The 22,745-nt window shown below is 51.3% G+C and carries 19 protein-coding genes; 10 read left to right on the top strand and 9 right to left on the bottom strand.

Annotated features, from left to right (window positions below; all coding sequences use genetic code 11):
• Nucleotides 1-103: 103 nt before the first annotated feature.
• Nucleotides 104-1,093: a restriction endonuclease gene (locus AB6V08_RS14460; RefSeq protein ID WP_077905616.1), complete on the top strand. Its 990-nt coding sequence runs from the start codon at nt 104-106 to the stop codon at nt 1,091-1,093.
• A 201-nt stretch (nt 1,094-1,294) separates the two neighbouring features.
• Here AB6V08_RS14460 and AB6V08_RS14455 read toward each other — a convergent pair whose 3' ends face one another.
• The 4 genes from AB6V08_RS14455 to AB6V08_RS14440 all read right to left on the bottom strand — a co-directional run bounded on the left by AB6V08_RS14455 (nt 1,295) and on the right by AB6V08_RS14440 (nt 10,005).
• Nucleotides 1,295-4,522, bottom strand: a complete 3,228-nt coding sequence (locus AB6V08_RS14455; protein WP_368543550.1) for a type I restriction endonuclease subunit R — start codon at nt 4,520-4,522, stop codon at nt 1,295-1,297.
• Nucleotides 4,523-4,531: 9 nt separating this feature from the next.
• Nucleotides 4,532-5,806: a restriction endonuclease subunit S gene (locus AB6V08_RS14450; protein WP_368543549.1), complete on the bottom strand. Its 1,275-nt coding sequence runs from the start codon at nt 5,804-5,806 to the stop codon at nt 4,532-4,534.
• 1 nt (nt 5,807) lies between these two features.
• Nucleotides 5,808-8,399 carry a type I restriction-modification system subunit M gene (locus AB6V08_RS14445; RefSeq protein WP_368543548.1) on the bottom strand — a complete coding sequence of 864 codons (2,592 nt, stop codon included), beginning with the start codon at nt 8,397-8,399 and terminating at the stop codon, nt 5,808-5,810.
• Nucleotides 8,400-8,706: 307 nt separating this feature from the next.
• Entirely contained in the window at nt 8,707-10,005 is a 1,299-nt protein-coding gene (locus AB6V08_RS14440) for a Fic family protein (protein WP_368543547.1), read from the bottom strand.
• Between the two features lie 124 nt (nt 10,006-10,129).
• Here AB6V08_RS14440 and AB6V08_RS14435 point away from each other — a divergent pair, with 124 nt between their 5' ends.
• On the top strand, nt 10,130-10,552 hold the full coding sequence (locus tag AB6V08_RS14435; protein WP_368543546.1) for a FosA family fosfomycin resistance glutathione transferase: 423 nt from the start codon (nt 10,130-10,132) through the stop codon (nt 10,550-10,552).
• 132 nt (nt 10,553-10,684) lie between these two features.
• Here the strand turns inward: AB6V08_RS14435 and AB6V08_RS14430 are convergent, their stop codons facing one another.
• Entirely contained in the window at nt 10,685-11,554 is an 870-nt protein-coding gene (locus tag AB6V08_RS14430; protein WP_368543545.1) for a phosphorothioated DNA-binding restriction endonuclease, read from the bottom strand.
• Between the two features lie 299 nt (nt 11,555-11,853).
• On the opposite strand from AB6V08_RS14430, the gene AB6V08_RS14425 reads away from it, so the two are divergent.
• Complete coding sequence (locus AB6V08_RS14425; protein WP_368543544.1) at nt 11,854-12,309, top strand: SymE family type I addiction module toxin; 456 nt, start codon at nt 11,854-11,856, stop codon at nt 12,307-12,309.
• A 43-nt stretch (nt 12,310-12,352) separates the two neighbouring features.
• Here the strand turns inward: AB6V08_RS14425 and trpS are convergent, their stop codons facing one another.
• Nucleotides 12,353-13,357 (bottom strand): tryptophan--tRNA ligase, encoded by a 1,005-nt coding sequence (gene trpS, locus AB6V08_RS14420; protein ID WP_368543543.1) that lies wholly within the window; start codon nt 13,355-13,357, stop codon nt 12,353-12,355.
• Nucleotides 13,358-13,556: 199 nt separating this feature from the next.
• Here trpS and fosA point away from each other — a divergent pair, with 199 nt between their 5' ends.
• The gene (fosA, locus tag AB6V08_RS14415) at nt 13,557-13,985 is read left to right on the top strand and encodes a FosA/FosA2 family fosfomycin resistance glutathione transferase (RefSeq protein WP_368543542.1); all 429 of its coding nucleotides are present in this window, start codon (nt 13,557-13,559) and stop codon (nt 13,983-13,985) included.
• A gap of 29 nt (nt 13,986-14,014) precedes the next feature.
• On the opposite strand, the gene AB6V08_RS14410 is transcribed toward fosA, so the two are convergent.
• A complete protein-coding gene (locus tag AB6V08_RS14410) occupies nt 14,015-14,401 on the bottom strand; it encodes a VOC family protein (RefSeq protein ID WP_368543541.1) in 387 nt (128 codons plus the stop codon).
• A 199-nt stretch (nt 14,402-14,600) separates the two neighbouring features.
• Here AB6V08_RS14410 and AB6V08_RS14405 point away from each other — a divergent pair, with 199 nt between their 5' ends.
• The gene (locus AB6V08_RS14405; RefSeq protein WP_368543540.1) at nt 14,601-15,206 is read left to right on the top strand and encodes an ATP-dependent Clp protease proteolytic subunit; all 606 of its coding nucleotides are present in this window, start codon (nt 14,601-14,603) and stop codon (nt 15,204-15,206) included.
• Between the two features lie 126 nt (nt 15,207-15,332).
• Nucleotides 15,333-16,454: a ribosomal protein uL16 3-hydroxylase gene (locus tag AB6V08_RS14400; protein WP_368543539.1), complete on the top strand. Its 1,122-nt coding sequence runs from the start codon at nt 15,333-15,335 to the stop codon at nt 16,452-16,454.
• Nucleotides 16,455-16,493: 39 nt separating this feature from the next.
• Here AB6V08_RS14400 and AB6V08_RS14395 read toward each other — a convergent pair whose 3' ends face one another.
• Nucleotides 16,494-16,679: a DUF2767 domain-containing protein gene (locus AB6V08_RS14395; protein WP_368543538.1), complete on the bottom strand. Its 186-nt coding sequence runs from the start codon at nt 16,677-16,679 to the stop codon at nt 16,494-16,496.
• Nucleotides 16,680-16,911: 232 nt separating this feature from the next.
• Here AB6V08_RS14395 and AB6V08_RS14390 point away from each other — a divergent pair, with 232 nt between their 5' ends.
• From AB6V08_RS14390 to foxA, 3 genes are all read left to right on the top strand, one after another.
• Complete coding sequence (locus tag AB6V08_RS14390; protein ID WP_368543537.1) at nt 16,912-17,145, top strand: DUF2171 domain-containing protein; 234 nt, start codon at nt 16,912-16,914, stop codon at nt 17,143-17,145.
• A gap of 122 nt (nt 17,146-17,267) precedes the next feature.
• Nucleotides 17,268-18,224 carry a helix-turn-helix domain-containing protein gene (locus AB6V08_RS14385; RefSeq protein WP_368543536.1) on the top strand — a complete coding sequence of 319 codons (957 nt, stop codon included), beginning with the start codon at nt 17,268-17,270 and terminating at the stop codon, nt 18,222-18,224.
• A gap of 139 nt (nt 18,225-18,363) precedes the next feature.
• Nucleotides 18,364-20,454, top strand: coding sequence for a ferrioxamine B receptor FoxA (gene foxA / locus AB6V08_RS14380; protein WP_368543535.1), 2,091 nt, complete (start codon nt 18,364-18,366; stop codon nt 20,452-20,454).
• A gap of 467 nt (nt 20,455-20,921) precedes the next feature.
• Here foxA and AB6V08_RS14375 read toward each other — a convergent pair whose 3' ends face one another.
• A complete protein-coding gene (locus AB6V08_RS14375) occupies nt 20,922-22,337 on the bottom strand; it encodes a PLP-dependent aminotransferase family protein (protein WP_368543534.1) in 1,416 nt (471 codons plus the stop codon).
• A gap of 176 nt (nt 22,338-22,513) precedes the next feature.
• On the opposite strand from AB6V08_RS14375, the gene AB6V08_RS14370 reads away from it, so the two are divergent.
• Complete coding sequence (locus tag AB6V08_RS14370) at nt 22,514-22,675, top strand: DUF1127 domain-containing protein (RefSeq protein ID WP_368543533.1); 162 nt, start codon at nt 22,514-22,516, stop codon at nt 22,673-22,675.
• The last annotated feature ends 70 nt before the right edge of the window (nt 22,676-22,745 follow it).

Raw genomic sequence — 22,745 nt, 5'->3', positions numbered from 1 at the left:
CCAGCGTAAGATGGCTGAATGGAATGACCATATCCTGGTAGACAGTTTCTGCCCGTACGGTGAGGCATTTTCAGAAGGAATTATTGTGGCGACTAAAATGTGGATGATCCGCGGCGATGGCGGAAAATTGTATGATGACTTCAGGGACAAACAGGTTGTTGCAATCGGCTGGTCGCAGCTCGCTCCCTATGTGAAACCGGGATGCTCAAGAGAGCAGTTGTTTACCCGGTATCAGGAGCTTGAGCCACAGACTAAGCCAGGCACAGTTCGTTCCGGTGCTTCCCAGGTCTGGCGCTTTGTGAATGAGATGCAGAAAGGTGACTGGGCTATCACTTATTCACCTTCTAATCGGACTTATTTGATAGGGAAAATCGCCTCAGATTTTGAGTTTCATGCCGAGTGGCTTGAAGATGGCATGGGCATTGCACGTAAAGTGAAGTGGAACGCGGAAGAGATTAAGCGCGATAGTCTGAGTGATGCAACCAGAAACACCCTTGGCTCAACGCTGACGGTTTTTCAGGTGCCTGATTTTGCTGTGAATGAATTAGTGCAGGGCAAAAAGCCTGTCTCAGATGTCGTGCCGGAAGTACCTGTTTCAGGTGAAGAGGATGAGGTTGTTTCTAATCCTCTGCGCGACATGGAAATGATCGCTTTTGAAGGCATCAAGGATCGTATCAACCGTCTCGACTGGGATGAGATGCAGAATCTGGTCGCAGGCGTGTTACGCAGCATGGGATATAAAACCCAGGTATCGCCTGCTGGTGCTGACCGTGGGAAAGATATCATTGCTTCCCCTGACGGTTTTGGCTTCGAAAATCCGCGTATTATAGTTGAGGTGAAGCACCGACGGGAACAGATGAGCAGCCAGCAAATCCGTAGCTTTATCGGTGGCCGTCATAAAGACGATCGCGGGCTGTATGTCAGCACCGGTGGATTCAGCAAGGATGCACGCTATGAGGCCGATCGTTCTACAATCCCGTTGACGCTATGGACGCTGGACGATTTGGTACGTGCGTTAGTGGAAAACTATGAGCAAGTGGATATTGAAACTAAGCTGTTGGTGCCACTTAAGAAAACGTATTTGCCTGCATGAATTTGCAACGCCTGTTTTTGTATAGACAGGCGTTGCTGTATCCACCATCAGACACTTGCAGGGGAAAAAAGGTAGGTTCAGATCTGAAAGGTAGATTTAACCAGAATATTACCAATAAATTTTATTGAGTTCATGATGCAGTACCTCTGAAATAAGAACACTCAGCATAAATGTGGCAAGACTTATGCTGAGTGAATCACATCAAATCACATCACCAACAATATCTGTGTCACTTAAAAAATCATTTTTTTGTGCAAAAATAAACTGTTTTAAAAACTGTTCAATGCGTATATTCAACTTAAATAAAGGTATGCTTACGCCATCTTGTTTTTCAAAATAGATTTTTGCTTTTGCCTTATCTACCGATTCTTTTAATGCGTCGAAGCGACCAAAATCGTTTAGGTTTTTCGCATTAACACTATCAACCATTAATGCTATGAGCAGTTCTTTATCTAAACCAAGAGCATTAACAACGGCGTTTATTTGCGCATTTTCAGCGTTATCTTTGTAGATGTTGATGTAGTCTCTGAAAGTATGGCCTCCAACTAGCTGCGCATCGCCGCGCTGCAAGTCGTGCAAGAAGAGTTTGGCGTATTTTTGCTCAATTTGGGTGAGCGTTGCAAACGACTTGTGCAGTTCATTTAATGTGGATTCAATGCTTGCAGGATCCTGGTGTTTGTTTAGCTCTTTTAAATATTTATCGAATCGGCTATTCATATAGTCGGCATCGATTTTGCCGGTATCTATTTCAGTTAAATAACCACTGATATCAAAAGGCACATCGCCACCACCTGCACCATCGTGCTCACCTTTGGCTGTTAATTCTTTATAGCGCAGGACTAGACTCAGGTAAGTTTGTTCGTCTATAGACAGCGTTACTTCATGTTCTGCATTATTTTCAGTAAAGGAATAGACCGACTGTTCCCAATGGAAGCCTTGTACTTTAGCCGCTTCCAGGTGCTGGCTAAAGGTATTAAACAACTTGGCAAATTGGGCACAGGCTTCTATATCGTCTGGCAGTTTTTCAAAATTCTCCACACCAGCGGTAACAAACAGCTCGGTAATGTCAGCTACTAATTCATTTATGGCTTTAAGATTGCTTTCTAACTTATCAACAAACAAGCCGATAGGCTTATCGCCGGAATAGAGTTTTACTGCAGCATTAATGTGCTGCTCCATTGTATGCGGATAGCGGTAATAACGGATGATACCGTGGGGTTTGTCGGGACCAAACAAGCGATTGGTACGTGAGAACGCTTGAATTATATTTTGGTATTTAATTACCTTGTCTAAATACAAAGTATTAAGCCATTTAGAATCAAAACCAGTAAGCATTTGATCCACTACAATCAATAAATCTAATTGTTTTGAAGGCTCGGTATGAATGCGTTCGTAAGGTTTTTTATGAGCAAGGCGTGCCGCTAGATCTTTTTTAAAAGCGGCGTGGCGGGCAAAATCAAAATCGTGGCCATAACGCTTATTGTAGTCACTCATAATTTCATCCAGCCCATCGCCTTTAAAGGTTGGGCCTCGGTCACCACTACCGTCGTTATCAATATTTGGGTCAAACAAGGCTGAGATTTTTAGCTCAGGTTTGGCCGCTTTTAAACGCCGGTAATAGTCAATCGCTTCAGCGATGCTATTTGTGGCTAAAATCGCGTGGAATTTATTGCCTTGGCTGAGTACATCCCATTTATCTAAAATATCACTGACGACTTTTTCCTGGTGGGTAGCCGTTAAATATTGGCTTTTAGGTATATAGTCTTCAATGCCTTTGTGATATTTTCCAGTGCCATCTTTATAGCCTGCCATCGGTACGTCATTTAAAAAGTGATTAAACTTTTTCTTTTTTGCTGGATCCGCCATCGCATCAGCAACCGATTCAGCCCTGGCTTGTTCTAATGCAACTTCTTTCCTTAGGTCACTATCTCTAAAGGTAGGAACTTTGTAAGGATCAAAGCCCAAAACGTTACCATCACGTATACCATCAGCTATGCTATAGCGATGTAACTCGTTACCAAATACATCAGCGGTAGTATTGCTATTGATTTTATTTTCATCATGAATTGGCGTGCCGGTAAAACCAAAAAAGAGTGCCTTAGGGAACGTTTTTTTAATGCTTACCAACATGCCTAGCTTATTTTCTTTGCCTCCACTCATCGTCGAGCGGTGTGCTTCATCAATAATAAATACCAGGCGCTTAGCTCGGATCTTTTCTATATCAGCTGAATTTGTTGCTGTTCCCTCATTATCAGCTTCTTCAAAAATATTACTCATTTTTTGAATGGAGCTAACAATTAACGTATCGGAAGTTGCACTGCTTTTTAATTTGGTAATGAGTACATGAGTATTCTCTGTAGCTTGAACGGTTTCACCATCGCTAGCAAAATTGCGATATTCCGTCAGAGATTGGGTACCCAGCTCAATCCTGTCCATTAAAAAAATCACTTTATCGGCATCTTTCGATTGGGCAATTAACTGCGCCGATTTAAAACTGGTCATGGTTTTTCCCGAACCGGTAGTATGCCACACATAACCCCCGAGACGCTCAGGGTTATTAGCGCTACCCAGCTGTTGCCAGTTGGTTTTGGCTACTTTGTCTGATATCGCATTGGCGGCGTAATACTGATAACTGCGCATTACCTTAAGCACGCCGTCGGTATCGTCGGCGACGGTATAAAAGCCAATCAACTGATGCGCCATAGGAATAGAAAGCAAGGTAGAGGCGATGTCTTTCCAGTAGTTCATGGGTTCGTTATTAAAATCGGCCCAGTTAAACTGATAATCGGGGTTAAACTTGCCGTCTAGTCCGGGGTTGGCAAAGTATTTGGTCTCGTTTGGCTCCATGGCCACAAATACCTGGATGAGCGAAAACAGGCCGTTAAATAAACCTTCTGTACTGTACTTTTCAATTTGGTTTACGGCCTGGCTAACCGGAATACCGCTGCGCTTTAGCTCGACATGGATCACTGGCATACCGTTAATCAGCAGCAGCACATCACCTCGTCTGTCGTTACGTAAAGGACTGCCACGTTCAAATTTTGGCTGTTGTACAATTTGATAACGGCTTTGTCCTGCGGCGATTTCCTGGCGATCGTATATTTTTAAGCTGACTTCTTTGCCTATATGCAAGGTATCGGCTGGGTTATCGCGCTTAATAGCCACGGTTTTACCATTAATTAAACCGTTCAGCTTGAGCGGGGTTTTAAGCTCTTTGATTTGCTCAATAATTTGCTGCATTTCAGTCGCGGTAAGCGGGACATCGTTTAAGCGATCCCGCTGACGATTATTTTCAAACAAAATGGACGCCCAATTTTGTAGCAAATCGGCTTCGGTTTTGTTTTTGAGTATCTCCGGTTCCCAGCCCTTGTTGGTGAGTACTTCAATAAAGGCTTGCTCAAATTGCGCTTCGTTTTTGAAGGTGATCATGTGCACTCCCTATACAAACATTTTGCTCAAGCAAGCCTGCTTGATGTTATTGAGTTTGGTGATTTGTTGTTGGTGTTGATTGATTAGCATATCGAGTTTCTGGAAGTAATTTCCTATTGCGGCTTGTTCTTCCGAACTCTTTGGAAATGCAACATTTGTGTTCTGTATTGCAGTTTTTGATATTGATAATACTTTTGTACCTTGCATCAATGATAAAAGCTGATCATGGTATGAAGATGAATTTAAGTAGTAACCAAGATACTTGGAAGCAAACGGCAATGTAGGTCTAACGGCAATCGTGTGCAATCCAGAAAGAACTAACTGCTCATTTATATTAAATAATTCCGTGCATTTTCCAACAGTACTATCTTCGGCTGCATCAGCAATGATAACGTCACCATCGCGTAAGGTGGCATGTTTTAGCTTGTTGGCCACGTCATCGTTAGTAATAAATGGTAAGATCTCATTACTTGCATCCAGAATTTCACCAAGTTTAATTAGTACGTCGCCGTAGTGAATATTTTTGGCCAATCCAGTTTTGTAGTTTAAGTTGGCTCTAGAAAGCGTGTTGTTCGGTACGTTAACAAAGCAGTCTCCAAACGGCTTCTCCTCCCACTCCCCACTAAATCCTTTAAAGCGGATTTCTGGGATAGTTTTGCCTTGTTTTGGGAACATTTTGTCCAGCATGCTTTTTTTAATATTGCTGAGTTTGTCATGCTTTTGTTGGTGCTGAATGATTAGGCTATCGAGCTTTTGGAAGTAGTTGCCGATAACGATTTGCTCTTCTGACTTCGGTAAAAATACGAATAGATTTTTTAACGAATCGATCCCAATATTTCTTTGGGAACCAGTATTTATATCTAACTCTATTTTTTTTTGAGTATTATCCGTCTGAAAGCAATAGAACAAAAATTTACCATAAGAGGTATTGTTTGTCTTTATAATTGCACAGGAGTAAGAAATTAGAAAATCAATTTTTGTTTCGACATAACGTACAGAACCAACTGAAGCATAACGAGCAAACAATATATCGCCATATTCAGGTTTTATTTTTTTTGATAAGAGCTCGTAATCCTCAATGGATATTAACTTGGCATTTTTAAAATCAAGGCCGTTAATGCCGCAGAAGTCTCCCGTCATAAGGTAGGGAATGCCCATTGTTTTAGATTCAGGCATGCGATGATCTATATCACCAATGAGGCAGAGGCTTCCCAAACATCTACCATTCCACTCCTCACCAAAGTCATTAAACCGAATCTCAGGCACCTTTTTATCCATACTCATCTTATTCACCCTTCAATAAGCTGGTGAGTTCAGCCAAACCCTGCATATCAAACTCATTGCCAGTGAGCTCGCCCATCATTTCCGCCAGTTCTTGCTCGGTGATTTTTATCTCACGGGAGACTTGCGAATATGTGATGGCGTATTTATCAGCAAGAGCTTGTACTTGGCTCGTAAGTTGGCCAATCACTGCGTTTGGCAAGGCAGCCAGCTCCATACTTAATGGCGCAATCCATTTAAGGTGCAGCAGGTTGTTCACTTGCTCATCAGTTAATGTTTCGATGGTCGTTTTGGTTTTCAAGTGCAGGGCAGCGGTCGCATCTTTGACCATTTTTTTCAGGTTTTTTTCTTCATCGATTAATTTGTTCGCGCGAATGATTTTGGCTTCATAGCTTTCTTCGGCAAATTTAATTTTGCTGTCTTTTTGTTCTTTCAAGAAAGCCTTAGCGGCTTTGCCGACTTCGGCATTGGCAAAACCGTCTTTGCTTTCTTTGACCGTATCTTGTTCTCTTTCTTCTTCGGTGAGAGATTCTAAAATTTCTTCCAGAGCGCTAGCGATTTCTGCCAGGCGGGTTTCCTTATCTGCCAAAGCTTTTAAGTCATGACTTAAATAAGTTTGTTGCACTAAATCAAAGGGCAGTATGTGGCCTTTCCAGCCGTCTTGTACTTCGGTGTCTTTGCCGTCTTTCTTCTTGATGACAATATTCGGGTCAACTTGTTTGGTGGCGGCAAAGCCTTCGGTTTGCATCATTTCTAAATCAGCGCTGATGATTTGCCATTGGTTGTTCAGACATTGGTAGGCCTGGTATTTGTCGATTAAGGCAATAGGTGCTAAGCGGGCAAATAGCTCAGCACTTAATACTGCTTCTTGCTGGTTACGCTTTACGCTTTGCCAGTTTTGTATTAACTCGGTGTTTAGGTGGTCATCAAAGCCATTAAAAGCCTGGTTGTAGGCGCTGATAAACTCTAACACTTGCAGGTGCCCGCTAATGCGGTCGTTGACGTCCTGTTTATCAATTGCAAGCTCACTGTAAGCAGCTGATTTTGGCGTAAATAAAGTACTGCGCAATTGAGGGAAGGCCAGCCAAAAGTTGTCTAACTCGGCAATTTCCCTATTGGGAATACCGCCGAGCATGGTGGCGTGTAAATCCCAGCTTTCTGCCGTCGCAGAGGAATCCACATAGCGCGGTATGTTGAGGTTGTAACCATTGTCGCGTAGGGTTTGTTTGCTCACCAGTTTCGAGAACTTGTCGATACTTTCGCGGTTAATCACCGCATCAGTAATGCGCTTAATATCACTGACTTGCAGTTTGTTGTTTTTGCCTTCTTTCATAAAGTGTTTGGAGGCATCGACCACCAATACATCGGTACTTTGACGTTTTTGCTTGAGTATCAAAATCACCGTAGGAATGCCGGTGCCAAAAAAGATATTGGCCGGTAAACCAATAATGGCATCAATATGATTCTGTTCAATGAGTTGCTTGCGAATTTCACCTTCTTCACCACCACGGAACAAGACACCATGAGGTAGCACGATAGCCATAATGCCATCGGGCTTTAGGTGATAGAGATCGTGCAGCAAAAAAGCAAAATCCGCTTTGGTTTTAGGTGCCAGGCCAAAACGTGAATAGCGCGGATCGCTGTCTTTAAAGCTGGGGTCCCAGTTTTGTGAGTAAGGAGGGTTGGACACCACGGCATCGACATGTAAGGCGTAATATGAGCCTTGAGGATCGCTGTCATCAAAATACGGCCAATCGTCTTCCAGGGTGTCACCATTACGGGTTTTAATGTTGCTGGCTTTAATACCACGCATGATGAGGTTCATACGGGTCAGGTTGTACGTGTTGGCTTTTAACTCTTGGGCGTAATAGGTGATGCAGTCTTTATTTTTCGCGTATTTCTCGAATGCCTCACCGATAGTGATTAGCAATGAACCTGAGCCAGAAGTAGGGTCGTAAATTTTAATGGTATCTTTGTGCTTCAACTCATGTGCGATGATGTTCGACATGAGTACAGAAACTTCATGTGGCGTGTAAAACTCACCAGCTTTTTTCCCGGCATTGGCGGCAAATTTTTCAATCAGGTATTCGTAAATATAGCCCAGTACGTCATACCCTAGATTACCAGTCATGGGAATGCTATTGATCAGGTGCATTAAGTCGCTGATGGCTTTGGTGCGTTTGCCAGCACTTTCACCCAGTTTACTTAATCCTGTTTCTAAGGTAGTAAAAATGCCTTCAAACAGTTTTTTGTACGTTGGCGAAATCAAACGGCTAAAGGCCGAGAGCGCATCACGTACGTTAGATTCATCAAATTCGGATGTTGGATCAATCCATGTAGAAAACAGATTATCGTAGGCTATAAAGTAGCCTAGATTGTCTTGCACGTATTTAACGGTGTCGGCGTCTTCTTCGTTGAGGGTTTTGATGTCTTCGGGCGTCATACCCTGTTTGGTGACAAACTGCACCAGTTGGTCACTTAGGTACTTGTAGAAGATAAAGCCGAGTATGTAGTCTTTGTATTCGTTGGCTTCAATTTTAGACCGCATCTGGTTGGCAGATTCCCAGATTTTCGCCGCAAGCTGTTGTTTATTCACTGTAAATCCTGTTAAAAGCAATTCTTTTTCGATAAGAGCTATTTTAAGGTGTCGATTGTACGTTTGATAAGAGCTTCTCGCTAGCAACAAAGCTTTACGAGTCTGTGTCAGTGTATAGTCTCGATTCCTACCCAAGACGGCTAGTAGTCTTCAGGGAACATACTCATAGGAGCAGTTACGAGACTTTGATGCGCTGGACTCATCCCACACTCTGCATTATCCCACTGGACAGTTTCATCCCTTTAGTCCAGCCATAACTCCCAATGTCGTTTAAAATAATGCTGTTAATTTATTCACTCTCCCGGATTTAGTTCAGTTCCCGAGATACCTTATAAACCGTTTTCTGGTCGTTTTCTGATATCTCGGTTAAGAGATTTTCACGCGCTAAGGTGCGGAGGTCATTACGCGCAGTGTTATCCGATACGCCAAGCGCCTCAGCTACGCCAGCTGCGGAGTATTTCTTACCAGGCTCCGCCAGAATGATGTTGAGTAGTGTGACTTGCCGTCCGCTCAGCCGCGATAAGCTCCCTGATTTATACAAAAAATGGTCAATTCGGGCTGCGCGGGCGACCAGATTGTCTACATGCTTTAAGAGCCTTGTCATAGCCCGATGGATAATACTGGCCTGATATTCAAGGTAGTAAGTCAGATCTATACCATCGGTTTCAGTGTACTGGTAGCTGTGGGCATATTTGGCCGGGGCTGCATGCAGTAGCTGGCTGATAGAGACGTACTTAAACACGTCATACTCTGATTTCAGCATGTACCAGTAAAATAGCCCACGGCTTGTTCGCCCATTACCGTCTCGGAAAGGACGTTCATGGGCGATCATGAAGTGAAGAACACAGGCTTTTACCAGAGGGTGAACGTAGGATTCTGTGTCGTTTACGAAGTCACACACCATTTGCAGACGTACCTGCAGGTCGGTGGCGGCTGGCGGTTGATGAACAATGTTACCGTCATAATCTGCAATCACCACATCATCGGTGTCGCGGAATTCTCCAGGACGATATTTCTCGTCATTAATTCCATCCATGCCAACGGCATGGAAGCGACGGATTAAGTCTGGTGTTAATGGCTCCTGGATAAGTTCCGGTATTTCGGCCATCAACCGCGCATTACCAGCGATCATGTGTTCATCTTCGGTATGGGGGGCTCTGCCACTTTCCAGCATGTCCCGCGCGACAAGCGTAGTTGTGTTAGCGCCTTCCAACTGTGATGAGGTGATGGGTTCTTCCATACTTAGTGTTGTTAACTCTTTTCCTGCCCCCCTGAGTCTGGAGGTAAGTTCTTTGAGCGCCAGCCTTGTGGCGTGCTTGTCCACCAGTTCACACACTGACATGATGTCAGGTGTAAGGACAAAGCCAGCCTCATCGACTGCTTCGTTGCGATAATGGATGCGTTGCATGGCTGAGTCACGCGCGCGCCGCGTAAGCGTCCAGGCGATAGAGACATTTTCCCCGCTGGATGTGCGGCGGCAGAATTCGTCAAACGGAAGATAGCGACCTTTATCGTCGGTAACGCGGCTGTAATGTTGGTGGGTTTCCAAATCCGCTCCGGTGAGTTGGGAAAATGGAATAAGTACCGGTGGTCTTTTGATTGGCATGTCGCTATCTCAAAATTTTATGAGTTTGAGATAGTGTAGATCATCACTTAAAACTATCTCAATTTTTATTATTTTTGAGATAAATTATTCCCCTGTTAAGGCATGATAATTTATAGGTATCCCTATGCTTCAATCTCTGAATCACTTAACGCTCTCCGTCAGTAATTTGCAAAGTAGCCTGACCTTCTGGCGCGGTTTGCTGGGGTTGAAGCTACATGCTGAGTGGGATACCGGCGCTTACCTTACCTGTGGCGATCTTTGGATTTGCCTTTCTTACGACGTATCACGTAATTACGTGGCACCGCAGGAAAGTGACTATACCCACTACGCATTCAACATCGCGTCAGAGGATTTTGAGCCGTTCTTGTATAAGCTGAAACAGGCAGGAGTGACGGTCGGGAAAGACAACAAAAGCGAAGGGCGATCTTTCTATTTTCTTGACCCGGATGGCCACAAGCTGGAGCTACATGTGGGAGATTTAGCATCTCGACTGGTGCAATGCCGTGAGAAGCCTTACTCTGGAATGCGTTTCGGACCTGGAAAATAATCACGCAACTTTGTGATCTTCCACCCAGTATTCAATTTTATGTCCCATTCTGGGGGCAAATCCCCAAAATAAATCCTCATAACTCATTAATTTTCAATAGATTAAACGAAAAGGCGAGTCCGGCCTTCGCACTCACCCCCTAAACACCTCTCTCCGATGCCACTCCACAAACCCCTCCCCCGGGTAATTCCCTTTCACCATCGGCAGTGCAATCTGCTTCCCCGCAAAATCCCAGAACAGCCGCCCAACGATCCCGCTCCCGTTCACCGCCTCAGACACCAGTACGCGCATACTCTCATCCAGCCCAATCGACCCCTTATCAAACGCCTTATGATGGATCGCACACAGGGCCAGTCCGTTGGGTATTTCACACGGCCCGCCGAACTGCTTCCACTTGATATGCGCGGCTTCGAGCGCAACGGAGGCGTTATCATGCCGCATATTGAATCCACATATTGCGCACTCGTAGTTATAGGCGCGCAGCACCTGCTGACGGAACAGCGGATCGCGAACCTTACGGATCTGCCGGATATCAAAACCCATCTCATCCGCGATCTCTTCCTGAATGCTTTCCGGAAAATGCGCTTCGAGGATCTGCTGCGCCAGCGAGCCGATCAGGTTTTTGTTCTTACTCAGCAACGCAAAGTGTTTTTCATCAAACCCGCCTGCAACGTTATGCTCTACAAGTTCTTTAACGGGCGGTTGCTTACTACCAGTGGTTGAACAGAACTCAGTATTCTGAAGATCCCAAAATCCATCCCCTTTGAGCCGCCAGAAGGGCATATTCGGGTAATGCGTCTTCCGCTGGGGGCCAAAGCGCTCAAGCAGACTCAGCAGTTGCTCATGAACCTCCGTACCGTAATCAAACAGCCGCGCATGCCCCTCCTGGTAATTCGCCAGCACATATAAGAGCAATAACGGCTTATGCGGCGCGCGTTGTTCGCCTTTGCGCCAGATGGTGATGTCGGCAATTGCCTGTTCGAGAGTTTTGCTGGAAGCCATCGCGTTACGTTATGAGGTAAATAATTGCATCATGCTCGCAAACATTTACCCATTCAACCCACAACGAACAAAAACATGACATTACCCCACACAACCCTATTTCCTGAATCCTCCTCGCAAATTCCAAATTTACCCCACCCAAAACCGCTGTATTTATATTCAGCCCGGTATAATGATCACCAGAAATTACGCGAACGGCAAAGGAAGTATTTAAGGAATATTTAAAGAGAGAATTCGCGATATGAAGGTGCTGCAACACCCGCATACCGCTAACCACAGGCAACTGAAAAGGAGTTGAAATGGCTGCGACGAATTTTAAGCCAGAGTTTACCGTTTGCAAAACGGAATCAGACGCTTTCTCCGGCACGATCGAAAACCGCGAGCTGGTACGCAAAAACAGCGCCCGCCGTCTCCACGGCAAGCAGACCAGCGCGGCGCCCGCGCATCCCCGGGCGGAAACGCCGCAGAACAGCGCCGCCTGCTGCGAGCTTTACGCCCGGGTAGACAATAAATATCTGCCTCTGAGCGGCGACTGGTTAACTCGCGCGGGCTTTATCAACGGTATGCCGGTCAAAATCCGCGTCATGAAAGACTGCATCGTGATTACGCCACAGCATACAAGAGAATTATGGGGCTGCCTGGAAGGGATGAGCGTGGTGAATATCAATAAGCAGAAAGTCGCGCAGTGGTTAAATACGTTTCCGTGCGCGCTAAATGATACCGGGGATATTCCAGTGATTAAGCGCAGCGCCTGAACATTATCCCGGCCCTGCGCCGGGATGATTATTTAAGCCGCCGTCAAAATACCGGCACCCCCAGCCCCCTCTTCACCTCTTTCAGCGTTGCCTGCGTCACCTCCTGCGCCCGCTCCGTGCCGCGCTTGAGTATCGCCATCAGCTCTCCCTTATCGCGCATGTACATCGCCCGCCGCTCCCGCATCGGCGCAATCAGCTCCTGCAAACACGCCTCCAGCTCGTTCTTGCACGTCCGGTCACCCAGCCCGCCCGCCTGGTAGTGCGCCTTCATCGCCGCCACTTTCTCCTTGTCCGGGTGAAACGCGTCGAGATACGTAAACACCACGTTGCCCTCAATCTGCCCCGGGTCGCTCACCTTCAGGTGGTTCGGATCGGTGTACATCGCGCTGACCGCACGGTGAATCGCCTCTTCGCTGGCGGAAAGGTGCAGCGTGTTGCCCAGCGATTTCGACATCTTGGCGCTGCCGTCGACGCCCGGCAGGCGGCTAGTGTCGCTCAGTATCGCCTTACAGTGGTGCAGCACCGGGGCGGGCAGCAGGCTGTTCATCTTGTGAACGATCTCGTTGGTCTGCTCGATCATCGGCAGCTGGTCGTCGCCCACGGGCACGCACCCGGCCTTAAACGCGGTGATATCCGCCGCCTGGCTGATGGGGTAGGCCATAAACCCGACCGGCAGCGAGCGGGCGAAGCCTTTCTGCGCAATCTCGTTTTTCACCGTCGGGTTACGCTCCACGCGGGCGACGGTGACGATGTTCATGTACAGCATCGTCAGCTCGGCGAGGGCGGGTAGGGCGGACTGCAGGCAGAGGGTGGTCAGGTTCGGGTCGATGCCGGCAGCCAGATAGTCGGCCAGCACTTCGGGGATGTTGTCGCGGATCTTCTGCGGGTTGCTGCCGTTGTCCGTCAGCCCCTGCAGGTCGGCGATCAGCACGTACTGCCGATGCGTGTGCTGTAAGGCGACGCGCTGGCGCAGCGAGCCGACGTAGTGCCCAAGATGCAGCGGGCCGGTGGGGCGATCGCCGGTGAGGATAGTGGTATGAGTGTTCATAAAGACTCCTTAATGTGCAGTTGCCGAAAGGGGTCTTAGAAATGTGAAAGCCGCCTTTCGGCGGCTATCTGAAAATGGGATAAACAATTCCGGGCCGCCTTTAGAAAGGCTGCCACCAACGATTTGCGGTGATTATGGCGGAATGTGTATTCATAAAAATACCGTATCATGTCTTAGGCAAAAAACAAAAGGGCGCGTCATGCTGCAATCACTCAACCATCTGACCCTGGCGGTCAGCGATCTGCAAAAAAGTCTCTCCTTCTGGCACGAACTGCTGGGGCTGACGCTGCACGCCCGCTGGGATAGCGGGGCGTATCTAACCTGCGGCGATCTGTGGCTCTGCCTGTCGTATGACGAGGTGCGCCAGTACGTGCCGCCGCAGGCGAGCGACTATACCCACTACGCCTTTACCGTCGCCGAGGCGGATTTTGAACCGTTCTCGCAAAGGCTGGAACGGGCGGGCGTCACCGTCTGGAAGCAGAATAAAAGCGAAGGGGCATCGTTTTATTTTCTCGATCCGGACGGACACAAGCTGGAGCTGCACGTGGGCAATCTCGCCGCGCGGCTGGCGGCGTGTCGGGAAAAACCCTACGCCGGGATGGTCTTTTATCCGCAGGACGGCGCCTGACGAACAACCCCCGGCGTTTTAGCCGACCGTCACTCGCCCACAATCTCAATCAGATTGCCGTCCGGATCGGTCAGCACCGCTTCGTAATAGCCATCCCCGGTCATGCGCGGCGGGCTTTTTAATATCCCCGCCCGGCGCGCGCGTTCTGCCAGTTCGTCAACCTGGGCTTTGCCGCCCACGTTCAGGGCAAGATGCGCCCAGCCGGGGAACTCTTTATTGGCAGGGGCGTCGGCGAGGGTGGGAAGCGCCATCAGCTCAATCGTGGGGCCGTCGTCCAGGGTGATGAAATAGGATTCAAACCCCGGGCGGTTTTTGCTGCGGTACTTCTCGTTAGGCTTCCCGCCAAAAAACTGCTGCCAGAAGGTGGCCTGGGCGTCCAGATCCCGCGTCCAGAGCGCGACGTGTGCAATGTTCATAGCGATCCTCATGGGTAATGCTGCGTGATTTTCATGCGCTTAGCACAGAAGGTACTGCAAAAAGGTCTGCGGCGGGATGTTTTTGCGCGATCGGGTAGTGCAAATCGCGCAGGACGTTCGCATTATATGTGTCTGAGGACTTTGCCAGGCAAAACAGGCTACACTCTGGTTTTGAGCGCGACATGCTGAGGAAATAATAATGCACTACACACTGAAAGATGGCGGTGATAAAGAGAAAGCCGAAGGGACAAATGGCGCGGGCGCGATACAGCAAAAGCTGCTGGAGTCCCGTTCGATTGTGATCTCCGGTGAGATCAATCAGGAGCTGGCAGAGAAGGTGATCACCAAAATGATCCTCCTGCAAAGCGTCAGCAACGATCCGATCAAACTCTACATCAACAGCCAGGGCGGCCACGTGGAAGCGGGTGACACCATCCACGACTTCATCAAGTTCATCCGTCCGGACGTTCACGTCATCGGCACCGGCTGGGTGGCCAGCGCCGGGATCACCATCTTCCTGGCGGCGAAAAAAGAGCACCGCTACTCCCTGCCGAACACCCGCTTCATGATCCACCAGCCGCTGGGCGGCGTGCGCGGTCAGGCGACGGATATCGAAATCGAAGCCCGCGAAATTATCCGTATGCTGGATCGCGTGAACAAGCTGATTGCGGACGCCACCGGCCAGCCGCTGGAAAAAGTGAAAAAAGACACCGACCGTAACTTCTGGATGTCTCCGGCAGAAGCGCTGGATTACGGCATCGTGGGCAAAATCATCGCCCACTATGACGATCTGAAGCTCGACTAAGTTTTAGCCGTGCATTTGTGTCGGGTAGCGGCTCTGCCTTACCCGACCTAACTTGACCCACGACAATACAGCCCCCCACGCTCTCTTCCATAATCGCGCCTGTTTCCCCTCTTACTGGTGCTTCCTATGGCGTATCAACTGAACCTGAACTGGCCGGAATTTCTTGAAAAATACTGGCAAAAACAACCCGTTGTGCTGAAAAATGCCTTCCCGAATTTTGTCGATCCGATTACGCCGGACGAGCTGGCCGGTCTGGCGATGGAGCCGGAAGTCGATAGCCGTCTGGTAAGCCACGCCAACGGTAAATGGCAGGCCAGCAACGGCCCGTTTGAGCATTTCGATAATCTCGGGGAGACCGGCTGGTCGCTGCTGGCGCAGGCGGTTAACCACTGGCATATGCCGGCCGCCGAGCTGGTGCGTCCGTTCCGCGTTCTGCCGGACTGGCGTCTTGACGATCTGATGATCTCCTTCTCCGTGCCGGGCGGCGGCGTGGGCCCGCATATCGATCAGTACGACGTGTTTATCATTCAGGGGATGGGAAGCCGCCGCTGGCGCGTGGGCGACAAGCTGCCGATGCGTCAGTTCTGCCCGCATCCGGCGCTGCTGCACGTCGATCCGTTTGAGCCGATCATCGATGAAGATCTGGCGCCGGGCGATATCCTCTACATTCCGCCTGGATTCCCGCACGACGGCTTTACCCACGAAACCGCGCTGAACTACTCCGTCGGCTTCCGCGGGCCAAACGGTCGCGATCTGATCAGCAGCTTTGCCGATTACGCGCTGGAAAACGATCTGGGCGGGGAACACTACAGCGATCCAGATCTGACCTGCCGCGAGCACCCGGGCCGCGTTGAGCAGTACGAGCTCGACCGCATTCGTCAGATGATGATCGACCTGATTAGCCAACCGGATGATTTCACGAAGTGGTTCGGCAGCTTTGTTTCTACGCCGCGTCACGAGCTGGACATCGCCGCCGCCGAGCCGCCGTACACCCCGGAAGAGGTGCTCGACGCCCTGCAGGGCGGGGAAACCCTGTCGCGCCTGAGCGGGCTGCGCGTGCTGCACATCGGCGATCGCTTCTTCATTAACAGCGAGCTGTATGAAACGGTGGATGCGAACGCCGCTGACGCCCTGTGCCGCTACACCGAACTCGGCCAGGCCGAGCTTGGCGCGGCGCTGCAAAACCCGGCGTTTATCGACGAGCTGACCGGGCTGATTAACCAGGGCTACTGGTTCTTCGACGAGTAAGCGCGGGCGGCGTTTAGCCAGGCTGAACGCCGCCACCTTTTAGACCAGAATATTACAGGCCTTCCAGTAGTTCAGGAGCCGTTCGTCGTCCTGCTCCCTCTCCGCTTTGAGCTTCATCGCCTGCGCCAGATTTTGTCGCGACACTTCGTGGCCTTTCTGGACGATGTCTAGTACCGCTTCACCAAGAGCCAGCGAAATTTCTGTACGATTATTTTCTATCGTCATAAATATCTCCTCCGTGGGTTGCGTTAATTAAATTATGCAGGATAAATAATTACCCGGTAATAATTCATCCTATTCTTATTTCTGCCGATTAATTTACGCGCGGTGCACAGATAGTCGCATTTTTATATTCTGTCAATGATGTTTCAAAATGCTAATACGCCCCCGAAACGCGAATTTATGCGCTACAGTTAATTTCGTGCAACAGCCATATAACCGAAACAGGAGAATTAACATGGTAAATAAAAGCGACATTAAGGATCACACTCAGGTTGTAGCCAGCTGCGGAACGCACGTCGGCGTTGTGGACCATCTGGACGGCGAACGTATTAAACTCGCGAAGAGCGATCCGGAATCTGGCGGTAAACACCACTATATTCCTCTCGGCTGGGTCGATAAGGTGGACGATAATAAAGTCGTTCTGACCAAAAACCATAAAGAGGTTTTTGCTGAGTGGCAGGAAGCGTAATTAACGTGCTCGCACAGAGTTAATACATGGCTCCGGCACCCGCCGGAGCTTATTTAATTGCATTGCCGCTACGATAAATGAATGGTACTGTTTTGCCTCACGTTTATCGATGCAGGCCCCGCATGATGCTCCAGAATGAAAAGACTTCAGCGAAACGCATTTATTTGGTTGAGGATTTTCAGGTTTTCGGCGAGCGCTACGGTATCGACTATCGTTTTCCGCAGTTAACTGACCCCACCGCCATCGGCAGCCCGGTTTTGCAGGGCGATGTAGAAGAGATGATGCTCTCCTCCGGCATTTCCCTTACCCATTCCGACGTGCGCGTGTTACAGCCCTACGAAACCACCTCTCGCCACTCAAGCCCGCTGTACATGCTGGTGGTGCTGGAAGGGTGCGTCACGCTTACCCTGAACGGGGAAGCATTCGTGGTGCGCTCCGGGATGGCGTTCAGCGCCCGCCTGAGCGAAGAGCAGGCCATGAGCGCCCGCCACGATGCCAACAGCACCCTGAAAACGCTCTCCTTTGGCGTCTATCCCCACGATACAAAGCGCGACAGCCTGCTGGACTCGCTTCTTGACGAGTGGCAGGCGCTAAACGCCCCGGCGTTCGTCTGGCAGGTGCCGGGCTTTGTGCTGTCGGGCATTCAGCACGCGCAGCAGCCGGACTTAAGCGTACTGTCGCGCAGGCTGCTGCTGGAGGGGCTGATGTGTCAGCTGCTGGGCCACGGCCTGAATCTGTGCCAGCAAACCCGTCCGTCCCGGCCAGAACATGCGCGTCTTGAGCGCGTGCGCAGCCTGCTGGAGCAGTCTCCGGAGCAGGAGCACACCCTCGCCCAGCTCGCGGCGCTGGCTGCCATGAGCCAGAGCAGCCTGCGCAGCAAGTTCCGCAAGCGCTACGGCTGCACGCTGTTTGACTATCTGCGCGACTGCCGCCTGGCGCTGGCGCGGCGCTATCTGCTGGAAGGCCACAGCGTTCAGCAGGCCGCGTGGATGTCCGGCTACCAGCACGCCACCAACTTTGCCACCGCGTTTCGCCGCCGCTACGGTATCTCGCCGGGCTGCCTGCGCCATCCCCGCTAATCCACTTTTGCCTCCCGCGCGAACGTTATCCGTGCGGTTTGTCACCGCGCATACGTAACCTGGCGGCGCGCATAGCCGTTTGTCATTTCAAAAAGGTAATAATTCTTATTACCAATTAGAATTACCTTTGGAGAGGGTCATGTTTGCTAAGTCGCGTCTGGCATTGCTGGTGGGATGGGTTACCGGTAGCGTCGCTTTTCCTTTACTGGCGCAGGATGCCCAAAAAACTGAAACCGTGGTGGTCACTTCTCAGATGCAGAGCGGCGCGACCAAACTTGAAACGCCGGATATCGAAACGCCGCAGTCGGTGTCTATCGTCACCCGCGAGCAGTTCGAAGAGCAGGGGGCAACCAGCGTGCGCCAGGCGGTGAGCTACACGCCGGGCGTTTACAGTAACCAGATTGGCGCATCGAATCGCTTTGATTACATGGTGCTGCGCGGCTTCTCGGACGGCAGCCTGGACAACGTCTACCTCGACGGCCTGAAGATGATGGGCGACACCAACTCGCACAGCTCGCTGGTGGTCGATCCCTGGTTCCTCGAAAACATCGAAGTGGTGCGCGGTCCGGCGTCGGTGCTGTACGGTCGCTCATCGCCGGGCGGGATCGTGGCGCTCACCTCCCGCAAGCCGTCGTTCGATCCGGGCGGGGAGATCAAGCTGTTCGCCGGGAACAATAGCCAGCGCGGCGCGATGTTCGACGTGACCGGCCCGGTGGACGATAGCGACCGCGTGGCGGTGCGTCTGAGCGGCATGACCCGCTACGCCGATTCCCAGTTCGATCCGCTGAAAGAGGAGCGTTACGCGCTGATGCCAAGCCTGACCTGGCGCATCACCGATAACACCCGTCTGGATCTGATGGCCTACCTGCACCGCGACCCGGAAGGCGGCAGCCACTCGGGCCTGCCCTATGACGGCACCGTCGATCCGCATTACGGCAAGAAGATCTCCAACACCTTCTTCGAGGGCGAGGACGATTACGACAAGTACGATCGTCGCGAGAACATGGTGGGCTACAACATCGAGCATATGTTCGACAGCGGCTGGTCGGTGCGCCAGAAGCTGCGCTATTTGCACACCAAGGTGGAGCTGAATCAGGTCTACGCGGCGGGCTGGCTTAACGAAACCGAGCTGAACCGCGGCTATTCCGGCTCGGACGAGAAGATGAACGCGGTGACGCTCGATAACCAGGTCGACGGCAGTTTCGACACCTGGGCGGTGAACCACCGCGTGCTGATCGGCATGGATTATCAGGATCGCACCAACAACGTCACCGGCTACTACGGCGGCTTCCCGCCGATCGACGCGTTCCACCCGGTGTACGGCGCGAAGCCGGACTACATCACCCAGTACAGCAGGGAGAAGCACAAGCTGCGTCAGACCGGCTACTACCTGCAGGATCAGATGTCCATCGATCGCTGGCGCTTGACGCTCGGGGGCCGTTACGACCAGGTGAGCGTGTCGAACGTCGACAACTTTAACCATACCCGTAGCGATCTGGATAAGAACAACTTCAGCAGCCGCGCGGCGCTGCTGTACCTGTTTGATAACGGCGTTGCGCCCTACGTGAGCTATTCCACCGCCTTTACGCCGACCAGCTTTGCCGACGAGCAGGGCAATATTCTTGACCCGATGAAGGGCAAGCAGTGGGAAGCGGGCGTGAAATACGAGCCGGAAGGGATGAACAGCCAGTTCAGCGCCTCGGTATTCCGCATCAATCAGAAGAATATCGCCACCAAAGAGGAGCCGACCGATCCGTACCGCTCCATCGGCGAAATCGAATCCGAGGGCGTGGAGCTGGAAGCCATCGGCCAGCTTACTGACAGCTTGCGGATGCAGGCGGCGTATACCTACACCGACATTCGCTACAAGAAAAGCAGCCCGGAAGAGGAGGGCAAGCGCGCCGTGTATGCCCCGCGCAACATGGCCAGCGCCTGGCTGAGCTACGACGTCAAAACCGGCCCGCTGGACGGGCTGACGGTAGGCTCCGGCGTGCGCTACGTGAACGGCGTGACCAGCGATCGCCAGAACACCCATACGCTGCCGTCCTATACGCTGGTGGATATGGTGGTGGGCTACGATCTGTCGAAAGTCGGGCTGACCGGCGTGAGCGCGCAGCTTAACGTCAATAACCTGACGGACAAGAGCTACGTGGCGGCGTGTAACTCGCTCTCTTACTGCTACTTCGGGGCAGAACGCAGCATCGTGGGTAGCGTGTCGTGGAAGTTTTGAGTTTTAGAAGAATTGGGGTGAGGGGAACATACGGCTGTGGAGGTCATTCCGTTCACCTTACGTTCCCTGCTTCTCTGTCACCACACGACCTGTGAACGTGTCAGGGAGGCTCGCCGCCGCCTCCCTGACCACCCTGGCTCCCGGCAAGAAAATCGCCGCTTCGCGGATTGTTCGTCCCATCCATGGGACTCACCCCTTCGGGGCCAGCGCAAGCGCTGTCCAAAATTGCTCCCGGCAATTTTGTCCTCAGCGTTTGCTCCAGGCTTATCGGGGACGGGCGGATGAAACGTCCCTGTAAAGCCGCCCTCGACGCGCATCCATGCGCCTCGCCCCGGCCTTACGGAAACGCTTCGGCGATTTTCGGCCGGAACAGGGAGCCGCTTTAAGATTTTCGCCGATGCAGGCAATTGAATCGCTGTGTTCCCTCTCCCTGTGGGAGAGGGCCAGGGTGAGGGCACCAGCCCGCACTACTCCTCCATCGCAATCACAATCGCCTCGCCCATCTTCTTCAGCGCCTCGCGGTTTTTGTCCGTCGGCGGCAGCGCCACGTTGATGCGCAGGCAGTTGCGATACTTCCCGGAGGCAGAGAACAGCGACCCCGCGGCGGCCTGAATTTTCAGCCGGCACAGCTGTTTGCTCACGCAGACCATGTCCACCGTTTCCGGCAGCTCCACCCACAGTAAAAAACTCCCCTGCGGACGCGTCACGCAAATCTCCGCCGGGAAAAACTGCCGCACCCAGCAGGTGTAGGTTTCCATATTTTGCTGATAAATCTGGCGCATCCGCCGCACGTGGCGATGGTAATGCCCGTCGCGGATAAACGCCGCCATCGCCATCTGGGTGCCCGGCACGTTAAACCCGCCCGCGGCGTATTTCATGTGCATCACCCGGTCGTAATAGCGCCCCGGCACAATCCAGCCCACGCGCAGCCCCGGCGCCACGGTTTTGGTAAAGGAGCTGCACAGCAGCACGCGACCGTCGATATCCATCGAATGAATGGTGCGCGGGCGCGGGTATTCCGCCGCCAGCTCGCCGTAAATATCATCTTCGACGATGACGATATCGTGGCGCTGGGCCAGCGCCAGCACCTGCTTCTTACGCGCTTCCGGCATGATAAACCCAAGCGGATTGTTGCAGTTCGGGACCAGGATCACCGCCTTGATCGGCCACTGCTCCAGCGCCAGCTCCAGGGCCTCGATGCTGATCCCGGTTTCCGGATCGGTAGGAATTTCAATGGCTTTAATATCAAACCCGCGCAGCATCTGCATGGTGCCGTGGAACGACGGCGACTCGACCGCCACGATATCCCCGGGCTTGCAAATCGACAGCAGGGCAATCGACAGCGCGCCGTGGCAGCCGTTGGTGATGACAATCTCGTTGGGCGCCACCGTTGAGCCGCCGTCCAGCATCAGGCGGGCGATCTGTTCGCGCAGCTCCAGACGACCGTCGAGCACGTCGTAGCTCAGCATCTCCGCCGGGTTGTGCTGCGCAATGCGGCTCATCTCGCGCCACAGGGGCTTCAGGCTCGGCTGATTGACGTCCGGCGACCCGCCGCCGAAGGAGATCATCTCTTTGTCGGCGCGCGCGTCCAGCAGCATCATCACCTCATCCCACTGGGTTACTTCTACAGGGCGCTGAACCGGGCGCGTCATCGCCGGAACGGGCGGCTGCGCCCTGCGCTGCGAAACGAAATAGCCCGAGCGGGGCTGCGGGGTAATAAGGTGCAGGTTTTCGAGGATGTGGTAAGCCTGCTGGATGGTGCTGATGCTCACGCCGTGCTCCTGGCTCAGCGCCCGTACCGACGGTAAACGCTCGCCGCTGCGGTACAGGCCCTGTTCGATACGTTCGGCCAGAATATTGGCCAGATGTTGGTAGCGCGTCATGCTGTATCCTCTGTTTGCACCATACAGATAATCAAACCAGTACAGATTGCGGGTAAAAACGGCATTCAGATACCGTTTTAGCGGATCTGTATGTTAAAAAAAAGTTGTTTTTGCATCTGTATTGTAGACGCCAATTTCCACGATGATAACCCCACTGGCACAGCGAGGAGAGCATCATGGAATTTCACGAAAATCGTTCAAAACGTCCGTTTATTGTCTTTGTCTGGATCGGGAAAACGGTACAGCAGTGGTATCGCATCAACCGCACACGCCGCATTTTGAGCCAGATGAGCGACGAGCAGCTTAAGGACGTGGGGTTGTCCCGCAATGAGGTGTGAGCTGGCGCTACGCTTACCGGGCCTGCATGAGAGCGCAGGCCGGGTAAGGCGCAGCCGCCACCCGGCGATG

Origin of the sequence: Enterobacter soli, assembly GCF_964208575.1 — a bacterium.
GTDB classification, from domain to species: Bacteria; Pseudomonadota; Gammaproteobacteria; order Enterobacterales; family Enterobacteriaceae; genus Enterobacter; species Enterobacter soli_A.
Note: the sequence above shows the minus strand (reverse complement) of the source record. Positions and strands in the feature narration are given on the sequence as shown.